20 protein-coding genes are annotated in these 19,711 nt (G+C 53.6%); 12 read left to right on the forward strand and 8 right to left on the reverse strand.

Annotation, left to right across the window (positions count from 1 at the left end):
* Positions 1-32: 32 nt before the first annotated feature.
* Positions 33-245 (reverse strand): YdgH/BhsA/McbA-like domain containing protein, encoded by a 213-nt coding sequence (locus HF679_RS23130; RefSeq protein WP_015585822.1) that lies wholly within the window; start codon positions 243-245, stop codon positions 33-35.
* Between the two features lie 365 nt (positions 246-610).
* Between HF679_RS23130 and HF679_RS23135 the strand changes: the two genes are divergently transcribed.
* The 8 genes from HF679_RS23135 (at position 611) to HF679_RS23170 (ending at position 8,019) form a co-directional block, all read left to right on the forward strand.
* Entirely contained in the window at positions 611-937 is a 327-nt protein-coding gene (locus HF679_RS23135; protein WP_123756621.1) for an antibiotic biosynthesis monooxygenase family protein, read from the forward strand.
* Entirely contained in the window at positions 930-1,316 is a 387-nt protein-coding gene (locus HF679_RS23140) for an amino acid-binding protein (protein ID WP_123756622.1), read from the forward strand. The genes HF679_RS23135 and HF679_RS23140 overlap by 8 nt, the downstream gene beginning before the upstream one ends.
* 9 nt (positions 1,317-1,325) lie before the next feature.
* Positions 1,326-2,024 (forward strand): ArsR/SmtB family transcription factor, encoded by a 699-nt coding sequence (locus tag HF679_RS23145; protein ID WP_123756623.1) that lies wholly within the window; start codon positions 1,326-1,328, stop codon positions 2,022-2,024.
* Positions 2,025-2,466: 442 nt separating this feature from the next.
* Positions 2,467-3,075, forward strand: a complete 609-nt coding sequence (locus tag HF679_RS23150; protein WP_123756624.1) for a fimbrial protein — start codon at positions 2,467-2,469, stop codon at positions 3,073-3,075.
* 96 nt (positions 3,076-3,171) lie between these two features.
* Positions 3,172-3,873: a molecular chaperone gene (locus tag HF679_RS23155; protein WP_123756625.1), complete on the forward strand. Its 702-nt coding sequence runs from the start codon at positions 3,172-3,174 to the stop codon at positions 3,871-3,873.
* Positions 3,874-3,884: 11 nt separating this feature from the next.
* A complete protein-coding gene (locus tag HF679_RS23160) occupies positions 3,885-6,371 on the forward strand; it encodes a fimbria/pilus outer membrane usher protein (RefSeq protein ID WP_123756626.1) in 2,487 nt (828 codons plus the stop codon).
* Positions 6,362-7,354, forward strand: coding sequence for a fimbrial protein (locus HF679_RS23165; protein WP_187042417.1), 993 nt, complete (start codon positions 6,362-6,364; stop codon positions 7,352-7,354). Before HF679_RS23160 ends, HF679_RS23165 begins: the two co-directional genes overlap by 10 nt.
* 77 nt (positions 7,355-7,431) lie before the next feature.
* Positions 7,432-8,019, forward strand: coding sequence for a fimbrial protein (locus tag HF679_RS23170; protein WP_227540144.1), 588 nt, complete (start codon positions 7,432-7,434; stop codon positions 8,017-8,019).
* A 47-nt stretch (positions 8,020-8,066) separates the two neighbouring features.
* Here HF679_RS23170 and HF679_RS23175 read toward each other — a convergent pair whose 3' ends face one another.
* The 6 genes from HF679_RS23175 to HF679_RS23200 form a co-directional block, all read right to left on the reverse strand.
* On the reverse strand, positions 8,067-8,783 hold the full coding sequence (locus tag HF679_RS23175; RefSeq protein ID WP_154144007.1) for an EAL domain-containing protein: 717 nt from the start codon (positions 8,781-8,783) through the stop codon (positions 8,067-8,069).
* A gap of 160 nt (positions 8,784-8,943) precedes the next feature.
* Positions 8,944-9,519 (reverse strand): helix-turn-helix domain-containing protein, encoded by a 576-nt coding sequence (locus tag HF679_RS23180; RefSeq protein ID WP_154144006.1) that lies wholly within the window; start codon positions 9,517-9,519, stop codon positions 8,944-8,946.
* 4 nt (positions 9,520-9,523) lie between these two features.
* Positions 9,524-10,228 carry a flagellar brake protein gene (locus HF679_RS23185; RefSeq protein ID WP_123756631.1) on the reverse strand — a complete coding sequence of 235 codons (705 nt, stop codon included), beginning with the start codon at positions 10,226-10,228 and terminating at the stop codon, positions 9,524-9,526.
* A 521-nt stretch (positions 10,229-10,749) separates the two neighbouring features.
* A complete protein-coding gene (locus HF679_RS23190) occupies positions 10,750-11,616 on the reverse strand; it encodes an aldo/keto reductase family oxidoreductase (RefSeq protein WP_154144005.1) in 867 nt (288 codons plus the stop codon).
* Between the two features lie 152 nt (positions 11,617-11,768).
* A complete protein-coding gene (locus tag HF679_RS23195; protein ID WP_174509711.1) occupies positions 11,769-12,998 on the reverse strand; it encodes an amino acid permease in 1,230 nt (409 codons plus the stop codon).
* A gap of 134 nt (positions 12,999-13,132) precedes the next feature.
* Positions 13,133-13,594: a multidrug/biocide efflux PACE transporter gene (locus HF679_RS23200; protein WP_123756634.1), complete on the reverse strand. Its 462-nt coding sequence runs from the start codon at positions 13,592-13,594 to the stop codon at positions 13,133-13,135.
* Between the two features lie 137 nt (positions 13,595-13,731).
* Between HF679_RS23200 and HF679_RS23205 the strand changes: the two genes are divergently transcribed.
* The 3 genes from HF679_RS23205 (at position 13,732) to HF679_RS23215 (ending at position 16,836) form a co-directional block, all read left to right on the forward strand.
* Positions 13,732-14,601, forward strand: coding sequence for a LysR family transcriptional regulator (locus HF679_RS23205; protein ID WP_123756635.1), 870 nt, complete (start codon positions 13,732-13,734; stop codon positions 14,599-14,601).
* A gap of 117 nt (positions 14,602-14,718) precedes the next feature.
* A complete protein-coding gene (locus HF679_RS23210) occupies positions 14,719-15,897 on the forward strand; it encodes an acetyl-CoA C-acetyltransferase (RefSeq protein ID WP_123756636.1) in 1,179 nt (392 codons plus the stop codon).
* 243 nt (positions 15,898-16,140) lie between these two features.
* Positions 16,141-16,836 (forward strand): oligogalacturonate-specific porin KdgM family protein, encoded by a 696-nt coding sequence (locus tag HF679_RS23215; RefSeq protein ID WP_123756638.1) that lies wholly within the window; start codon positions 16,141-16,143, stop codon positions 16,834-16,836.
* Between the two features lie 219 nt (positions 16,837-17,055).
* Here HF679_RS23215 and HF679_RS23220 read toward each other — a convergent pair whose 3' ends face one another.
* Positions 17,056-18,231, reverse strand: a complete 1,176-nt coding sequence (locus tag HF679_RS23220; protein ID WP_154144004.1) for an oligogalacturonate lyase family protein — start codon at positions 18,229-18,231, stop codon at positions 17,056-17,058.
* 553 nt (positions 18,232-18,784) lie between these two features.
* On the opposite strand from HF679_RS23220, the gene kduD reads away from it, so the two are divergent.
* On the forward strand, positions 18,785-19,546 hold the full coding sequence (gene kduD / locus HF679_RS23225; RefSeq protein WP_123756640.1) for a 2-dehydro-3-deoxy-D-gluconate 5-dehydrogenase KduD: 762 nt from the start codon (positions 18,785-18,787) through the stop codon (positions 19,544-19,546).
* The last annotated feature ends 165 nt before the right edge of the window (positions 19,547-19,711 follow it).

Below are 19,711 nucleotides of genomic sequence, written 5' to 3' on the forward strand. Positions count from 1 at the left end.
CCAGTCTGGCAGTTCCCTCTGCAACCATTCTGTTATTTAGACAGCTCGGCGGTCATATGAACCTGATTACCGGTATACGCTTCGGTAATGTGGTAAGACGCGCCCTGATCTTTAGCGATAGTGGCAATTTTTGCTTCTGCGCTGTCGAGGGTATCTGCAGTGACGCTGACCGGGTGCTGAGCAAAGCTAGCGAAAGAAACCAGGGAGAGCATACCGGCAGCGGCAAGTAATTTTACGTTTTTCATGGTGTGTATCCTTTTAACTTTTTAGGTGGAAAGCGTTGTGCTTTCGATGGGTTTATAATAAGCCTGCTAACTATAACCAGCGTGGCAAAAAGTGCGATTTAGATCACACTTTTGTGCCGGAAGGATGACGGTCAGATGACGTTTGGGATCTTGTCTCTATCGAAAACAATGGCTTAGTTGCCTGTTTGTGAGCCCGGAAAATTAAAAAAAAGTATTGCTGATACCATGATTTTTTGAAGAGTACGGAGAAGACATGCCTGCCAGCCGGGTTAAAAGAGGGCAAATGATACTTCGCTGGCCGACGAAGCATCGGCTGAACCGGAGTATTACAGTGGCGTTATCACTGACAGCAGAAGGACGACACGATGATCGCGGTACTCTTTGAAGCCGATGTCACACCGGCAAAACAGGCGCGTTACCTGGCCCTGGCGGCGGAGCTGAAACCGTTGCTCAGCACCATCGATGGTTTTATCAGCATCGAGCGCTTTCAAAGCCTGACGACGGAGGGGAAAATTCTCTCCCTCTCGTGGTGGCGTGATGAACAGGCGGTGCTGGCCTGGAAACAGAACCTCTGCCACCAGGCGGCCCAGCAGGAGGGCAAGGCAGAAATCTTCGCCGCCTGGCAGATTCGAATTGCGCAGGTTATCCGCGCCTACGGCTCGGCCAGCCGGGAGGAGCACGGTGATGTATGATATTCATGTGATCCTGCCCAATACTCCCGGCCAGCTGGCGAAACTTGGGCAAACGCTGGGGGAACAGGGCGTGGGGCTGGAAGGGGGCGGCGTGTTCACCTGCGGCAATCAATGCCATGCCCATTTTCTGGTGGTTGAAGGCGAACGGGCCAGAACGGTGCTGGAGCAGGCGGGGATCCCGGTCGCGGGCGTTTGCCAGCCGCTCATCCGCAGGTTAAAACAGGAACAACCCGGTGAACTGGGCGCGATAGCGCAGGCGCTGGCTGAGCAGGGAATCAATATCCTGACCCAGTACAGCGATCACGCCAATCGCCTGATTCTGGTCACCGATAACTTTTCACTGGCGCAGGACGTGACGCGTGCCTGGGCCACCACCTGACGAGGCGCTATGTTAAAACCGGCCAACATTATTGCTGATGATGAGTCACTGGCAGAATCCATCACCGCGCTGGCTGCCGCCATGGCCGACGCCTCGCGGATGAAAATGCTCTGTGCCTTAATGGATGGCCGGGCGTGGACCGCCACGGAGCTGTCGACGGTAGCTGAGGTTTCCGCCTCAACCGCCAGCGCCCACCTTAACCGACTGGTCACCAGCCAGCTGCTGGTGTGCCTGGCACAGGGGCGCCACCGCTATTATCGACTGGCGAGCAGTGATGTGGCCGGGCTGCTGGAAAACATGATGGTCATGGCCGGCAAACACGCAACGCAGCTCACCACCCGCACCCCGGTGAATTTGCGCACGGCGCGCACCTGCTACGATCACCTGGCAGGCGAAGTCGCGGTCGGGCTCTATGATTTCCTATTGCGCGAAGCGTGGATCACGCCGGATGGCGAGGCGCTGACGGCGACCGGAGAGGCACAGTTTGCTCGTTTAGGGGTGATCCTGCCAACCGGGCGGCGCCGGGTGTGCTGCGCCTGTCTGGACTGGAGCGAGCGGCGTTTTCACCCCGGAGGCGCCGTGGGGGCCGCATTATTGCGCCATGGTCAGCTCAACGGCTGGTTTGTTGTCACCCCGGGATTTCGCCAGGTGACGATCGCCCCGAAAGGCAAGCAGGCGCTACGCCAGCACTTTCAGTTGCAGCTGTAGGGCGTTATTTGGCGATATTGATGGCTCCCTCAGTTTATTATTCAGAATATTCGCGATAGCCAGCAAATAGCGTTATTTGTCATGATATTCCCTCCTCGATATATATCTATTGCGCCTTTTCCTTTTCAATGTAAATAACTTGTTGTTTGTTTTTAGCTATTGTTAAGTTTTTATCAATAGTCAAAACTTATCGCCTGTGGGATGTAACAAGTTATAAGCAAATGTATATTTGTTGCCGATAAATAGCATTCTTTGACGCCGATAGCATTACCGAACGCCATCAATCGCGTTCGTGTCCTGACGCCTTAAATATTGCGGCTTCCGGTCAGTCGAAGTTTCTATTCACAGTTGCACAAGTGAGCATCGCATAACGCTTCTGACTTTTGTGCAGATTTACTGCTGGTTTTATTGATATAAAACTCACTCTGACAAGGAAATGGCAATGAAAAAGGTTCTTCTCTCTGCAGCAATGGCGACTGCTTTTTTTGGTATGACTGCGGCAAATGCGGCTGATACCAATGTTGGTGGTGGCCAGGTTAATTTCTTCGGTAAAGTGACCGATGTATCCTGCACCGTTTCCGTTAACGGCCAGGGCAGCGATGCTAACGTTTATCTGTCTCCGGTTACCCTGACTGAAGTCAAAGCGGCTGCTGCAGATACCTACCTGAAACCAAAATCTTTCACCATCGACGTCAGCAACTGCCAGTCTGCAAGCGGCGAGAAGCAGGATGATGTCAGCAAACTGGGCGTGAACTGGACCGGCGGTAACCTGCTGGCTGGCGCGGCAGGCAAACAAGTCGGCTACCTGGCGAATACCGAAGCTGCAGGTGCGAAAAACATCCAGCTGGTTCTGTCCACCGATGACAGCAGCACCCTGGCTAAAAAAATCATCCCGGGTGATGCGACTCAGCCGAAAGCTACCGCTGATGATTCCGCAGTCCAGGACGGTGCGCGCTTCACTTACTTCGTCGGTTACGCGACCAATACCCCGGATAGCGTAACTACCGGTGTGGTTAACAGCTACGCGACCTACGAAATTACTTACCAGTAATTTTCGCCAGAAAATAAAACCGTCGGTTGCTCCGGCGGTTTAAAACAATAATAAAGCGGCCATTGCTGCCGCTTATTTTTTTCTTCTGAGGTCAGCATGAAGCATATTGTCCTTTTTTTCTGTTTCATTTTTAGTTTCGCGGCTCATGCCAACAATATTATCGTCAACGGCACCCGCTTTATTTATCCAGGAAATGAAAAAGAAATAACGGTGCAGCTTTCTAATACCGCCGACCGTCCGGCCCTGGCGCAAGCCTGGCTGGATAACGGTAATGCCGACGCGACGCCGGATACCATTACCACGCCATTTATTATTACCCCGCCGATTTCTCGCGTTGACGCGAAAAGCGGCCAGACCTTACGCATTAAGCTGGGTAGCGCTGCCGGGCTGGCACAGAATAAAGAGACGCTGTGGTGGCTGAATCTGCTCGAGATACCGCCGGTGGTCGCCAATCAGAAAAATGAAGGCGAGAACATCCTCCAGCTGGCGATCCGTTCGCGCTTTAAGTTTATCTATCGTCCTGTCGGACTGGGCAACCGCGACGCCGCGCCGGAGCAGCTGACGCTGACCGCCAATGGCAGCAGCCTGGCAGTTAACAACCCGACGCCGTTTTATCTCACCATCAGCCGTATTTCCCGTGAGGGCGGCAAAGCCCTGAACAGCAAAACGGTGATGCTGGCGCCGCAGTCAAGCCAGACCGTAGCACTCTCTGGCGCCGTGAACCGCGGCGAGACCCTGACGCTCAACAATATCAATGACTATGGCGCAGATGTGGCGGTGAAAGTCGCGGTTAAATAAGGGATTCGATCATGACGCAGAGGTCTATCTGCCCGGGAAGATTAAGCACGGCGATCGCGATGGCGCTGTTCTGCTTCCCGCCATTTTCCAGCGGACAGGAAAACCCGGGAACGGTATACCAGTTTAATGATGGTTTTATCGTTGGCAGCCGGGAAAAGGTCGATCTGTCTCGCTTCTCCGCCAGTGCCATCACGGAAGGGACCTATTCGCTCGATGTTTACACCAATAACGAGTGGAAGGGGCGCTACGATCTCAACGTCACCCGTGACAAAGAGGGTAACCTCGGGATCTGCTACACCCGCGAGATGCTCGAGCGTTACGGCATTTCGGCAGAAAAACTCAACCCGCAACTGAGCAAGCAGGCAGGCTTCTGTGGCCGTCTGCAGGCGTGGTATGACGACGCTTCCGTTAAAGACAATCTGATTCAGTCCGCTCTGCGGCTGGAGATTACCATTCCGCAGATCTTCCAGGATCAGCGTCTGAAAAACTTTGTCAGCCCGGAATTCTGGGACAAGGGCATTGCCGCGCTGAATCTTGGCTGGATGGCGAATACCTGGACCAGCCACACCTCGGCGGCTAACGGCTCGGATAACAGCAGCGCCTATCTTGGCATCAATGCCGGTCTGTCCTGGGACGGCTGGCTGTTCAAGCATATCGGCAACCTCAACTGGCAGCAGCAGCAGGGGAAAGCGCACTGGAACAGTAACCAGACCTACCTCCAACGGCCGATCCCGCAGATTAATTCAATCGTCAGCGGCGGGCAGATTTTCACGAACGGGGAATTCTTCGACACCATTGGCCTGCGTGGGGTAAATCTGGCGACCGATGACAATATGTTCCCGGACGGCATGCGCTCCTACGCCCCGGAAATCCGCGGCGTGGCGCAAAGCAACGCGCTGGTGACGGTGCGCCAGGGCAACAATATTATTTATCAGACCTCGGTACCGCCGGGGCCGTTTACGTTGCAGGATGTCTACCCTTCCGGCTACGGCAGCGATCTTGACGTCACTGTCAAAGAGGCCGATGGCTCGGTGCAGGTCTTCAGCGTCCCTTACGCCTCGGTCGCGCAGCTGCTGCGCCCGGGCATGACCCGCTATGCGCTGTCGGCCGGTAAGGTCGATGATAATTCGCTGCGAAACAAACCGATGCTGTATCAGGCCACCTGGCAGCATGGTCTGAGCAACCTGTTTACCGGCTATACCGGCGTGACCGGCTTTGATGATTATCAGGCGTTTCTGCTGGGGACCGGGATGAATACCGGTATCGGTGCATTGTCGCTGGATGTCACCCAGTCGCGGTTGAAGAGCGACACTCTGGATGAGAAAGGGCAGAGCTATCGCGCCACCTTCAACCGGATGTTCACCGAAACCCAGACCAGTATCGTGCTGGCGGCCTATCGCTACTCCACCAAAGGCTATTACAACCTCAGCGACGCGCTGTACACCATCGATCAAGAGAAGAACCGTAACCGCAACTACACCCTGTGGCGGCAGAAGAACGGCATGACCTTTACCGTGAACCAGAACCTGCCGGACGGCTGGGGCGGTTTTTATCTTAGCGGCAGCGTCTCTGATTACTGGAACCGCTCGGGAACCGAGAAGCAGTATCAGCTCAACTACAACAATACGTACGGGCGTCTTTCGTGGTCCGTCGGGGCGCAGCGCGTCTATACGCCGGATAACAGCGGGCATCGTCGCGACGACCGCGTCTCGCTGAACTTCAGCTACCCGTTATGGTTCGGCGAGAACCGTACCGCCAACCTGACCTCGAATACCTCGTTCAACAATTCGCGCTTTGGCAGCTCGCAGATTGGCATTAACGGCGCGCTGGATCGCGAAAATAACCTCAACTACGGCATCTCCACCACCACCGCGACCGGGGGGCAGCATGATGTGGCCCTGAACGGCAGCTACCGCACGCCGTGGACCACCCTCAACGGCAGCTACAGCCAGGGCGAAGGCTACCGCCAGAGTGGGCTTGGGGCTAGCGGGACATTGATAGCCCATCGTCATGGCGTGGTGTTCTCGCCGGAAAGTGGCAACACCATGGCGTTGATTGAAGCGAAAGATGCCGCCGGCGCCATGCTGCCGGGATCGCCAGGTACCCGCGTCGATAGCAATGGTTACGCCATTTTGCCGTATCTGCGTCCGTACCGGATTAACTCGGTCGAGATCGATCCGAAAGGTAGCCAGGATGATATCGCCTTTGAGCGTACCGTGGCGCAGGTTGTTCCGTGGGAAGGCAGCGTGGTGAAGGTGTCATTCGCGACCTCGGTGCAGAACAGCATCACCCTTCAGGCACGACAGGCGAATCATCAACCGCTGCCGTTTGCCGCCACTATTCTTGACCCGTCAGGGAAGGACATTGGCGTGGTAGGTCAGGGCAGCATGATGTTTATCAACGATGCCAGCGTGCAGCGCGTCACGGTGAAGTGGAACGACGGGCAATGTTCGGTCGATCTGGGTCAGGCAAAAACAAAGGAAACGGTATGTCGCTGAGTAAACGACTGATCATGGCGGCTGGCCTGCTGGCCCTGGGGACATCCACGGTGTGGGCGGACTGCTCGCGCCGTTCGGCCAGCACGGTAAAGTTTGATATGACCCTGGGGCGGGTGGTGGTGTCGCCGGACCTGCCGGTCGGGGCGGTTATCGTTAAACAGGACTGGACCATGCCGGGCGGCAATGGCGTCAGCTACTACTGCACCAATAACAACACCTTCCGGGCCGACATTGTGGCTGCTGGCGTGCACGATCTGGGAAACAAGGTCTACTCCACCAACGTGCCGGGGATCGGCATGCGCTTTAGCCGTGGCGGCTCGACGGTGAATATTATTTATCCCGGCAGCTACACGTCCAACGGGGGGCGGGGGACGAACTATACGCTGGAAGGCTCGCGTTTCACCCTCGAACTTATCAAGACCGCCGCCGTCACCGGCAGCGGAACCCTGGCCGCGGGGAAATACACCTCGTATGACTGGGAAAGAGGCAACAATCCGATCCTGGAAACCTACCTGAGCGCCAACGCGATCACCATCGTCTCTCCCTCCTGTACGGTGGTGGGCGGTAAGAATATGAACGTTCCGGTAGGCACCATTAAACGTAGCGACCTCAAAGGGGTCGGCACCACCGCCGGTGGGCGGGATTTCAATATTGAACTGCAGTGCAGCGGCGGGTTAAGCGACACGGGATTTGCCAATATTCAGACGTCGTTCTCCGGCACGCTGGCGACCAGCACCACCCTCAAACAAGGGGCATTGCTCAATGAAAAAAGCGGTAGCTCAGCCGCGAAAGGGGTCGGCATTCAGGTGCTGCGGGACGGGATTCCGCTGGAATTTAACAAAAAGTACAGCATCGGCTCTCTACGTAATCAGGAGACGCGTTACTTTACGCAAGCCTATCATGCGCGCTTTTACCAGTATCTGCCGACAACCAGTACCGGCGAGGTGGAGTCGCATATGATCTTTAACCTGACATACGATTAATTCGGGAGGCCGGCATGAAGGATTATGGATGGGGTACCCGTAGCAAACGACGTCTGAGACTGGCGGTGGCAGGCAGCATGATTGTCACCTCGTCGGTCTACGGTTTTATGCCGGAATACGATAACGGGCGAGTCGATTTTGCCGGGAAGGTGACGGATATCTCCTGCAGCGTGGCGCTCAACGGCGGCCATAATGCCGGCAGCGGCAACGTCTGGCTGGCGCCGGTGAGTCTGGCGGAAGTCCACGCGCGTGGTGCCGGAGCATTGATGAAACCGCAGCCTTTCACGCTTGAGCTATCGAACTGTCAGCTGCGTCATGACGGTGGCGCGGCGGACAGCCATGAGATCCGCTCGGTGAATGTGCGCTGGGTCGATGGATTTATGCTGACGGCGGTGGCGAACGAAAACGCCGGCTATCTGGCGAATACCTTGCCGGACGGGGCGCGAAATATCTATCTGGCGCTGTCGACCAATGACAATAATACCCTCGATAAGAGCAATAAAATTGTGCCCGCCGACCCGCAGCAAAACCGGGTATCGATGGTAGAAAAATCGGTCAATGGTGGGGTATTTACTTATTATATTGGCTATGTGTCGCCGACGCCGTTGCAGGCAACCAGCGGCCCGATTACCAGCTGGGCCACCTGGGAATTAGTGTATAACTGAGGGTGTGCGCTTTTCGCCAGTAAAAATACCGGAGGGTTCCGGTATTTTTACTGAGTAATATTTTCCTGAACCAGTTGTTCAATACTGACTTCTTTCCAGTAATGCCCTTGAACGGCAAACCATTCCATTCCCTGCAGCCAGTTTTTATGCGCTTCACTTTCCACGCCTTCAATAATGACGTTATGGTTATTACGTGAAAGGAAGGTTACCAACGCATCCATTAGCGGGCGACCGGACTCTTTTTTCATTAAATGCCAGAAGAAGTCTTTATCAATTTTGACATAATCAAAATGATATCCTCGAATAGCATTAATACCGGCATAGCCAGAGCCAAAATCATCGAGCCATAAGGTGGATGCGGGGGAGGATTGCCAGTTGGCAAGTGCATCGTTAAGCAAGCTGTTGGCGTTTTCAGTCACCTCAAAATGCACACAGCCCAGGCGTTTTATATAGGCGTCTATTTCAGGATGATGGAGAATGCTGAGGATGTGGTCGTCGACATTGATTGTCGCCGAAATGCCATTATCAATAAACCATCCTTTGTGCTTTTCAATTAATGCTAATTGCTCCATAAAAATACTTTCGCGCAGCGCGGCATTGGCATGGCGAAAGAAAAATTCCGGCGCGACCGGCATGGTATCGAAACGACTTAAGCACTCTACGGCAACCAGGGTATCTTGTGGCGAGAACATTTTTTGAAAGACATAACGTACGGCGATATCACTACGAGACAAATTGTTATCTGAAAATAGGGTGGCTGTCATTTTTTCGCGCCAGGAAGTTACACATGGTTGTTGCAGGGTGTAATGATTATAGGTGACCTTGTTGTAGTTGGGAATAATTATTAAATGTAACTTCTCAATTAATTATTTGGTTTTGATTGGTATCTACTTGTTTTTATGCTGAAGGAGGAGAATACCTTTTTTAGCATTGATACAGGTTGACTATTTTTTGGTTCATCATCCGCGAATTATCCATACCCAGCTTTTTCATGATATGCATTTTATGGCTGTGTACCGTTTTATGGTCGATGTCCAGCAGGGTGGCGATGCGTTTGTTGTTATGACAGCTCATCGTCAGCTCAAGAACCTGTAGCTCTCTGGCGGAGAGTTTCTTCTGCGCCGGGGCTTGGCGCCCGTTGCGCGGCGTGCTGGTGGCAAGGTAAAAATCACCCAGCGATGATTTTTCGGTGAGTATCAATACATTATCTATACCGATCAGCTCCAGACACAGGTTGGCAATGTCACTTTTCACCACTAAAATCAGCCGGGAGCAGTTCAGGAGATACCCGCGCAGCATATTCAGTCGCGACATCGTTTCGCCAGCCGATATGTCCTGATGGATGACATTAATGATGACGATGCCGGCGAAAGGCATCCCTGCCTTTTGCGCAATATCCTGATAACGAAATACTGATATATTTTTATTGTTATCAATCATATAGCGATGTATCGATTGTCCGATGAGATTATCATCAGTGTACAGCGATATCCTGTCCAAAAGCTCAGACTCTCTTTTTACGCTTGGCTTCCAGAATCAAATCCAGCAGCATTTTCTCTATTCTGGTTTTGTCATCATGATGGCGGAATTTAAACTGGCAGGAAACCTGATGGTAGCTCTCCTGGTCTACGCAGCCATCGTCGAGGGTGACCTCAATGACATTTTTGATGACTAAATCGATAGTGATTTCGCCGTATTCTGCTAATGACAGAATTGAATTTTTCAACACCGACTGATGGCCCAGAAATTTTAAGTTGGGGTTTTTCGCCATCAACGCGCAGCCGCCATCTGATATGTCTTTAATTTCGAAAGTATAGTTCTCACCATTTTTATGTCGGCCACGACAAAAGAAATCATAGTGGTGATGCAGGCGAAAGCGCGGGTCGCGTCGGCGTTGAATCACCTGAAGACAGTCAGGGAGGCTAAATGAGAACTTATTACCCTGTTGGTGCTCGCTGCCATAATTTTCCAGCAGCGTTGAGTTGAATTCAATCTTGCCTGAATCGCTATGCAGAATGAATTTATATCTGTTCCCCGGAGGGATTTTGCTATGCGTGACGATATGGAACTCGGCAAAATCAACCCGCGTGAGTTGAGTCATGATGCTTTTGTTATTGAGGAAGATTTCTATCTCGGACTGTTTCCTGAGTTCTTCCCTGAAAATAGCAATGATCTCATACCTGCTGGTTTTTATTGTTCCCTCAGTCATTTAGATTCCTTGTTGATTTTTATTGTGTGTAGTTAATTTTTTGTATGGCAATGCCAACATTCTGATTGTATTAACCAGATGTTTTTCTGAGCATTTGATGTTATTAGCTATCTTTGTAGCTGGATTGATTTGTATAAACGTCGAATCAGATATTGTTTTTCCTGTAATCAAGAGTTCAAAAAAATCTGGAAGGCAAAAACGACAGAAGTCCCCATAAAGGAGACTCGTCTAAAAAGTATATTTCACTGCTATGTATGAGGTTATTGGTTACGGAATAGTGCAAACAACTACCTGCTTATTCTATACCCTAAATAATTCGAGTTACAGCAAGGCGACGACGCAGGAAATCCCCGGGAGCTTACTGAAGTAAGTGACTGGGGTGAGCGAGAAAAGCCAACGTACATGTAACTTGAAGTATGAAGGGTATATATAGTGCCAGCACTGTTGGGCTTATTCCAGGCAAATAATGGCAGGGCGCGGCAACCGGTGCGAAAAGCCTTCGCGCCGGTTGCCAACGACCGTCAGGCCTGCAAGTGATCTAACGTTGCGATGGCCTCGGGCGGAAGGGTCAGTGCGCCAGCGGCGAGGTTTTCCTGCAAATGCTGAAGCGAGGAGGTGCCTGGGATCAGCAGAATATTGGGCGAGCGTTGCAGCAGCCAGGCGAGCGCTACCTGCATCGGCGTTGCCTCCAGCGCGGCGGCCACATCGTTCAGCTCCTGCGCCTGCAGGGGGCTAAATCCGCCCAGCGGGAAGAAGGGGACGTAGGCAATATTCTGTGCGGCAAGCAGGTCGATCAACGCATCATCACCGCGGTTGGCGACGTTGTACTGGTTCTGCACGCAGACGATGGGCGTCAGCTTTTGCGCGTCGGCCACCTGCTGTGCGGTAACGTTGCTGAGGCCAATGTGGCGGATAAGCCCGCGTTCTTTAAGCTCGAGCAGGGTGGTCAGCGGTCCTTCGAGCGACCCTTCAACCGGTCCGTGGGCGCTGAGCATGCTGCGCAGGTTCACGACCTCCAGCACCTCGAGACCCAGGTTACGCAGGTTATCTTCCACCGCTTGCGTCAGCTCTTCCGGGGATGTTGCCGGGAGCCAGTTCCCTTGTTCATCGCGACGGGCGCTGACTTTGGTCACGATGCAGAGATCGTCGGTGTAAGGGTGCAGGGCCTGTCGAATCAGCTGGTTGGTCACGTGCGGGCCGTAGAAATCGGAGGTGTCAATATGGTTGACTCCGGCCTCCACCGCCGCCTGCAGCACCCGGATGGCGCCTTCCGGGTCGGCCGGCGGGCCAAAGACGCCAGGGCCCGCCAGTTGCATGGCGCCATACCCCAGACGATAAACCTGACGATGACCTAATGTGCCGCTTCCGGATTGTTTTACGCTGGACATGGATTTTCCCCGATGATGAGCAAAGCCTAAGAGGCTGTCCCATTAGGCTATTTGGCATAGGCTCTAAGTGTAAGTCAGAGGGGAAACTTGTTGCGACAGGAATGTTGACAGAACGTGCGGTGGCGGTGGGAACCGCCGCCGCAGAGGGGAGCTTAGCTGAAGAACATCACGGAAACGCACATCAGTCCGACCACCAGGGTAATGAAGTTACCCACAGAGCGGTACGGCTTCAGGGCCGGAATAATGTAGGTCGACAGCGTTGGCATGATGAACAGAATCATGGCGATCAACGGACCGCTGATGGCGTAGATCATCGAGATGGCATTCGGGTTGATAAAGCAGACCACGAAGGTCAGCGCCGAGACCAGCAGAATCGAGATCGCACGGTTAAATGCACGGCTTTTGCGCACGCCTACCTGACCCAGCGTCGTTTTCACGATTTCGCTGGCGCCTTCAATCACCCCAAAGTAGGTGCCCAGGAACGATTTGGACATGGCGACCACGGCGACCACAATTCCGGTCACCGCCAGCCATGCCGGAGAACCAGGCATCATTGAGAGGGCCGAGAGGATCGTCACCCCTTCATTTCGCGCATTTTCAATATAGGAGGCCGGAATGGCCAGCAGGCAGCTAAAGACAAAAAACAGTACGCTGGCGCAGATGATCGTGTAGGCCACCTTCATGATTTTTTTGCATTTACCCATGGCCTGCTCGCCGTATTTCTCCTGCTGATCGATAGCAAAAGTCGAAATGATAGGCGTATGGCTAAAAGCGAAAACCATCACGGGAATCGAGATCCAGATCTGGTGGAACGTGTGCGAGGTCAGCTGCATCTGGCTGGTGAGATGGTCTGGCTGCCAGTCGCGGATCAGATAGACGGACAGGAACAGGAAGCAGGCAATCAACGGGAACACCAGAAAACCCATCACTTTAATGGTGATGTGGCGACCCATCAAAAAGATCAGATTCAGCACCATCACCACGCCGAGACTCAACAGCGCGCGAACGCCTGGGGTGATCGGCGTATGCCGGCCCAGCTGCTCCGCCAGCGAGTTGGTAATGGCGACCGCGTAAATCAATACCACCACAAAGAAGGCAAGAAAATAGAGCGCGGTGATCAGGTTCCCCACTTTCTTGCCGTAGTAGTGATTGACCGCACCGGTGATCCCGAGGCCGGGGGCGGCTTTCGCGGAGAGGATGAACTGACTCAGGGCTTTATGCGGCCAGTAGGTTAACGGCCAGGCGACGAGGGCAGTAATGAACAGGACAATGGCGCCCGCGGATCCTAGCTGGATCGGCAAAAACAGGGTACCAGCGCCTACGGCAGTGCCATATAAGGCAAAACTCCAAAGAGTTTCTTCTTTTGACCAAATTTTAGACATCGTGTGAATTTATCAACCGTAAAACCAAAAAAAAGGAGTGTAATTTACCACAACAATGGATGAGCCGTGGCGATAGTTTAGGATGACAAATAAGCGCGGCGATCGCCGGGTGGCCTCCCGGCGTCGCGCATCGATTAGCTGCGGGCCAGCATTCGCTGCTGGCGATATTTCAGGACCCGCTCGCGCAAGGTATCCCACAGCCAGTTAAACAGCATGGTGTAGGGCAGGAAGAACAACATAAAGCCAATTTCCAGCATAAATGCCTGGATCAACGACACGCCGAGGACCAATGCCACGGCGGTGACCCCAATAATAATGAAACCGCTCTCAAAGCCGATGGCGTGCAGCGCGCGAACTCTCAGGGTGCGCACCACCCGGGAAACGGGCCACAGGCGATCGAACACGGCGTTATAAATCAGGTTCCAGATCATCGCCAGGGTGGCGAGCAGAATGCTCAGCCCGCCCATCTCGACGACCGAGCGCTGCATTAGCCAGGCGGCGGTTGGCGCGAGGATCAGCGTGGCGAGCCCTTCAAAGCTGACCGCATGGATAACGCGTTCTGTCAGCGTTTTACGCTGAAACGTATTCTGTTGCATGGTGTATGGCCTCCGATAAAACCGTTATTCCGATCGTTCTCCTCAGGGAGGAGAAATCTGTTGTCAGAATTTATGCCGCATTTTATGGATAATTGTGATAAACAAAAGATAGGTTCCATCGATAAAGTAGATAGTTCATGCGCTACTCACCTGAAGCTCTGACCGCCTTTGTGGAAGCGGTCGCCTGCGGTTCGTTTTCTGCCGCCGCCCGCCGCTTGCGGAAAAGCCAGTCCACCATCAGCACCGCGATTGCGAATCTCGAAACCGACCTCGGGGTGGAGCTGTTTGACCGTTCCACCCGGCAGCCCACGCTTACTCCGCAGGGCGAGCAGGTGCTGAGCTACGTCAAAGCGATTCTGGCGGCCAGCGAACGCCTGGATGAGCTGGCTGTTTCGCTCTCGGATGAGACCGAGGCGCGCCTCACCTTCGTGCTTTCCGACACCCTGCACCCGGACGTGCTGGAAGACCTGCTGCAGCAGTTCGACCGGCGTTTCCCCCATACCGAGTTTGAGTGCCTGATTGGGGAAGATGAGGATGTGATTGACCTGCTGCAAAAGGAGCGCGCGCAGGTCGGGTTAATCGAGGCCAGAGAACGCTATCCGACGGAGATCGGCAGCACCCGCCTGCCGTTGCAAACCGCGATGGCTATCTACGTTGCGCCGACGCATCCGCTGGCCCGCCAGGAACGGGTGATTTGGGATGAGCTACACAGCTGGCGCGAGCTCCGTCTCAGTACTTTCCTCGGTAACCCGGCGGAACCGGCAAAGGGCCAGGTGTGGTCCGCCCCCAACTATCTATTGCTGCTCAGTATGACGGTGCAGGGGCTGGGGTGGTGCATTTTACCCTGCGCGCTGGTGGAGGAGTTTGCCGGTTCTGGCGGGCTGGTGGCGCTGAACATTCCTGGCTGGCCGCGGGCTATCTCCGTGGATTTATTATGGAATAAGCGGGCACCGCCGGGAAAAGCCGGGAGCTGGCTGCGCCAGCATTTACAGCACCAGGAGCGCTAAGACAGTCGCAATTCTTTGTGATTTACCTCACTTTTTTTAAACAATTGCGAAATTTTTTGATAACAATTCTCTACTATGTTGCTGTTTCTTTGCGCAGAGGCAGGGCAGAGGTAGAGGATGAAAGATGTCGTTATCGTCGGTGCGTTGCGGACCCCCATCGGTTGTTTTCAGGGGACCTTAGCACGTCACTCGGCGGTGGAGCTGGGGAGTCTGGTGGTGAAGGCGCTGGTGGAGCGGGCCGGTATCGACCCCCACAGCGTGGATGAGGTGATCCTCGGACAAGTATTAACGGCTGGCACCGGGCAAAACCCGGCGCGGCAGTCGGCCATTCGCGGCGGGCTTCCGAATACCGTTTCCGCCATCACGATTAACGATGTCTGCGGATCCGGGCTGAAGGCGCTGCATCTGGCGACCCAGGCGATCCAGTGCGGCGAAGCCGATGTGGTGATTGCCGGTGGCCAGGAAAATATGAGCCGGGCGCCGCATGTCCTCACCGATAGCCGTACCGGTGCGCAACTGGGTAACAGTCAGCTGATTGACAGCCTGGTGCATGACGGCCTGTGGGATGCCTTCAACGATTACCATATGGGCGTGACCGCGGAAAACCTGGCGCGGGAATATGGCATCAGCCGCGAGCTTCAGGATGCCTGGGCCCTCAGTTCCCAGCATAAAGCCCGGCGGGCGATTGATTCGGGGCGTTTTCGCGATGAGATCGTGCCGGTGAGCACCGAACTGAATGGCGCCCCGCGGATGGTCGATACCGACGAGCAACCGCGGGTGGATGCCAGCGCAGAGGGGCTGGCGAGCTTGTTGCCGACCTTCGACCGTCTGGGATCGGTGACCGCCGGTAACGCCTCGAGCATCAATGATGGGGCGGCGGCGGTGATGATGATGAGCGAGAGCAAAGCGCAGGAGCTTGGCCTGCCGATCCTCGCGCGGATCCGCGCATTTGCCAGCGTTGGGGTCGATCCGGCGCTGATGGGCATTGCGCCGGTGCATGCGACGCGCCGCTGTCTGGAAAGAGCCGGATGGCGCCTGGATGAGGTCGATCTCATCGAAGCGAACGAAGCCTTTGCGGCGCAGGCGATTTCGGTGGGAAGGGTACTGGAGTGGGATGAGCGTCGGGTCAATGTCAACGGCGGCGCAATTGCGCTGGGCCATCCGATTGGCGCTTCTGGCTGTCGTATCCTGGTGTCGCTGGTGCACGAGATGATTAAGCGCGATGCCCGCAAAGGTCTGGCGACGCTGTGTATCGGCGGCGGGCAGGGCGTGGCGCTGGCGGTAGAACGCGAATAAGTTCTTTCTTTAACGATTATTTATCAAGCCTCCGGTCGGAGGCTTTTTTTATTCCTGTTTTTTGCAAATTACCACCGTGAAAACGTCCCGCCGGGGCGTTTTTTGGTGAGCTTTGTCACGTCTTCTTGTGCCATGTTTTTTGAAACAAATAATTACGATCTCGATCACTAAAACATGAGTGTATAAAAAATAAAATCCAGTTTCATAAAATAGAAACATAATTTTAATTTTGAGGGGTACCCCATGTTTGCAAGAACTCTGGCTCTGGCTGCGCTCTGTGCTGCAACTTTCTCTGCATCTGCTGTAACCGTCGATCTGCGTCATGAATTTATTGATGGTGGTAAAACCGATAAAACTAACGCCGACCGTGTTGCGGTCTCACATCGTTTTGCTAATGGCTTCGGCTTCTCCGTCGAGGCGAAGTGGAAATCAGGTGGCGATAATACCGACCAGCCATATTCAGACTTCGTTGGTAACGGCCACGAAGAGAGCATTAGCTGGCAGTGGAAGGCCAATAAGAATTTCTCCGTTACCCCAGGATTTAATATTGAGAGCAACGATAGCCGCTCAATCTACAAACCAAACCTGCGCGTGCAGTACAGCTTCGATAATGGCTTCTATGTCGCCGCCCGTTACCGTTATGACTACACCCGTTATCCGGCCAGCGCGGGTAAAGAAGATGACAAAGTGAACCGTGGCGATGCGTGGGCTGGTTATGTTCTCGGCGACTGGCGTGCTGAGCTGAACTATGTGTACGCGCGTAGTTCTGAAGGCGTGAATCGTAACGACAACAAACCGTACTCGCAGGAATACAACCTGAAAGTGGCGTATAAGCTGGATAAAAACTGGGCGCCGTATGGTGAACTGGGTAACGTTGGGGTGAATGACCGCAGCGATCGCCAGACGCGTTTCCGTGTCGGCGTGGCTTACACGTTCTAAGAAAACCGATTTCGATGATAACCCTGGCGTAGTTGGCCGGGGTTTTCTGTTTTTGGCGAGGCGGAAAGACGGAGGGAATCGTTATTGAGACAGGGAAACATGCCACCTGGTTTAATCAACTTATCTCCCACCCCATTCCCCTACATCAGCAGCCAAAAAAAAGCCCTCCGCGGGGGAGGGCAAGGCCAGTTACAGAAACACTCAATCAAATAGTCTACTTTATGCTTTTAACATCTCTGGGTTTTCAGGCAATTTGGCGATATAAAGCGCCGGCTTACCGTCTTTATCAGAGCTGTACAGAATGGCACTGTCGTCCGGCGTGAACGACGGATGCGGGTGGGTAACCTGGCGGCTGTTCGCCACCGTCGCCCAGGAGGTATCGTGACGCGCGACGCGATAGTAAGCCTGCTTCGCGACATCGAAAACATACAGATACGGATCGTTATCGATGGTGTAGCCGCTGGTATCTTTCACATCCACCGGCGTACCGGAACCGTCGCCAACCAGCAATGTGCCGTCGAAATTACTCATCAGATGGGAACAGGCCGGCATCTGCATCAGCGCCGTGTTGACGCCGGTATCCGGGTTAAAGCTGTAAATGGTGCGCCCCTGCTGACCTTTCAGATAAGAGACGTACACCAGCGCTGAACCGTTCGGTACCCAGAACTCATGGGTGCAGCTCTCGCCTTCCGCATGCTCTTTGACCTTGCGAACATTGCTACCGTCTTCATTGACCATCCACATGCGCGCATCCACCAGATCGTGCGGACCTTCGTGGCAGAAGGCGACGGTGTTGTCGTCGAATGGGCGATAGATCGGGTGGCCCAGCCAGTTTTTCTCTTCATGAATCACGCTGCTGGCCCCGGTTTTTAAATCGACGCGCAGCAGGCGGCAGTGCGGACCTTTATGGAAGAAATCGTGGAAAATCTGCCAGTCGTTGAGCGGCGTCCAGTCGCTTTTGGCAATCTCGATGCCGACCAGTTTGGTGCAGTCGCTGTTGGCAACCCAGGTGCCGTAGCCGACCCACTCGTCGGAAACGCGATACACTTCGCGCTCTTTAAGGGTGGTGAGGTTCACTTCTAACAGCGTGCGGTCGTTCTTCACGTAATACAGTGAGGCGTCATCCGGAGAGAGGAAGCCGCCGAAGGTGTTATCGCCAGCCCCTTCAGTTAACTGGATGGCTTCGGCTTTCGCGATATCTAACAGATAGTAGTTCCAGTTACCGTCGAACTCGCCGGCAAACAGCAGATGGCTGCCATCATTGAAAAAACACTTCTGATAGAAATAGTTACGATGACAGGTCACTTCCGGTGGGGTTAAACGGGTAATTTCCGCGCCGGTATCCGGATCGTGACTGACTTCGTAGTTTAGTTTTACCCGCATGCCTTTAGCCATGATGTACTCCTTTTCTTTCCTGCAGTATCGCCAGCCGCGAAGGGGCGCGTCGCCAGGTGAAGTTGATTTAAAAGATGGGTGTTAATTTATCAAAACATTGTTTCATTATTTGTGATGGCTAACGCAAATCACCATAAAATCTTGCACTGGATCGCAGTTTCTTCCCGCCGCTGGCCGCACGACGACGGCTAACTTTGATTTCATACCCACTTATTGTCTTGTTTTGTCTTTTTTTAAAGTTTGTTTAATTTACTGTATTTTAATGTTTTTTTAATGATTTTGCTTCACGGTCAGGGATGCGCTTCGTGATCCGTTTTGCATTTTTGATAATTATACCGTGAAAATATGAAACATCGTTTTAATAAAAATTGAAAACAATTTTCTCAAGGGGTAAGATGACCTCAATAGCAAAGCAAAACTGTGTTTTATTTTTCTATTGCGGATAACGCTCCGGGCGTTTCCCCAGGCGTCAGGAGCCGTGCGGGTTGCGGGCCGGACTACGAATAGAACCTTGCCTGTGTTGTACGGGCTCTGAAAGATTAAGGAATAAATTATGATTCTCGATGCATTCTCTCTACAGGGTAAAGTGGCAGTAGTGACTGGCTGCGACACCGGACTGGGCCAGGGTATGGCGGTAGGTCTGGCGGAAGCGGGCTGCGATATTGTGGGCATCAACATTGTTGAACCGACAGAAACCATCGAGCGCGTCACCGCGCTGGGCCGTCGTTTTCTGAGCCTGACCGCCGATCTGCGCCAGATTGATGGCATTCCGCAGCTGCTGGAGCGTGCGGTAGCTGAATTCGGTCATATCGACATTCTGGTGAACAACGCCGGTCTGATTCGTCGTGAAGATGCCATTGAGTTCAGCGAGAAGAACTGGGATGACGTCATGAACCTGAACATTAAGAGCGTGTTCTTTATGTCTCAGGCGGCGGCGAAGCACTTTATCGCCCAGGGCAACGGCGGCAAGATCATTAACATCGCCTCGATGCTCTCCTTCCAGGGTGGCATCCGCGTTCCGTCTTACACCGCATCGAAAAGCGCCGTGATGGGCGTAACCCGTCTGCTGGCGAACGAGTGGGCCAAGCATGGCATCAACGTGAACGCTATCGCGCCGGGCTATATGGCCACCAACAATACCCAGCAGCTGCGCGCTGACGAACAGCGTAGCACCGAGATCCTTGACCGTATCCCGGCGGGTCGTTGGGGTCTGCCGTCTGACCTGATGGGTCCGGTGGTGTTCCTGGCATCCGGCGCATCGGATTACATCAACGGCTATACCGTTGCGGTCGATGGCGGCTGGCTGGCGCGCTAATTCATTGCCTCTTAGCGTCCGATAAAAAAACCTGCTGCGGCAGGTTTTTTTATATCGCAACAATAATTGTCCATACTCAAAAGCAGGAATAATCCATATTCATTTGTTATGAATTTCATGAATCCCTTTATTTAAGCGGCTTTATAGGTGGTCATATATTATTCA

Source organism: Enterobacter sp. JUb54 (genome assembly GCF_014298075.1).
GTDB lineage: Bacteria > Pseudomonadota > Gammaproteobacteria > Enterobacterales > Enterobacteriaceae > Klebsiella > Klebsiella lignicola.